This is a genomic window from Alkalibacterium psychrotolerans (genome assembly GCF_054784355.1).
The window spans coordinates 1-784 of the sequence record NZ_BAAGPH010000062.1; the positions used below are offsets into that span (position 1 = coordinate 1).

Here is a 784-nt window from a genome sequence, read left to right on the forward strand (position 1 = left end):
ACTCCTCAAGGAGGTCCGTTATCTCCTCTGTTAGCAAATGTTTATTTACATCATCTAGACAGAGAACTTGAACGCAGAGGACACAAGTTCGCTCGATACGCAGATGACTTCGTCATCTATGTTAAAAGTAAACGAGCGGGCGAACGGGTTATGGAAAATATCACGGAATTTATCGAGGACAAATTACGCTTAACAGTTAACAAAGAGAAAAGCCAAATCACTACTCCAAGCAAATCAAAATTCTTGGGTTTCCATATTCATAATAATATGGGAAAGTCGGATGCCGACCTAGTAAGTCGGCGAAACAAAAATTCCGAAATAAACTCAGAAAATTAACTCGTCGCAATCGACCAGGCTCTTTCAAGGATATAGTGAAGGACATCAACCGTGTAACGGTAGGATGGATTAATTACTATAGAATCGGATTTATGAAATCTTTTATGATTGAAATTAAATCGTGGTTGAATCATCGGCTAAGACAATTGATTTGGAAGAGATGGAAGAAAGTATCCACTCGATATAGAAAATTAAAACAACTGGGGATAGAACACGATGATGCACTCAAAATGGCTGGTAGCCGAAAGGCTTACTGGAGGCTCTCGCGAAGTAAAACTTTACATCGTGCCATAACAAATAAGAAGCTCGAACAGTGGAAATTAAAAGATTTAATACTACTGTATGAACGTTAGAGATATTCAAGTTATTGAACCGCCGTATACGAGAACCGTACGTACGGTGGTGTGAGAGGTCGACTAGTCAATTAATGACTAGTCTCCTACTCGAT

General features: G+C 39.2%; 1 protein-coding gene and 1 pseudogene. Both read left to right on the forward strand.

The window, feature by feature from the left end:
* Positions 1-336: reverse transcriptase domain-containing protein (locus ACYVLS_RS08875; RefSeq protein ID WP_460323695.1), on the forward strand; the 336-nt coding region annotated here is incomplete at its 5' end.
* Positions 337-365: 29 nt separating this feature from the next.
* Positions 366-689, forward strand: a pseudogene (locus tag ACYVLS_RS08880) (group II intron maturase-specific domain-containing protein); the annotation flags it as partial.
* Positions 690-784: the final 95 nt, after the last annotated feature.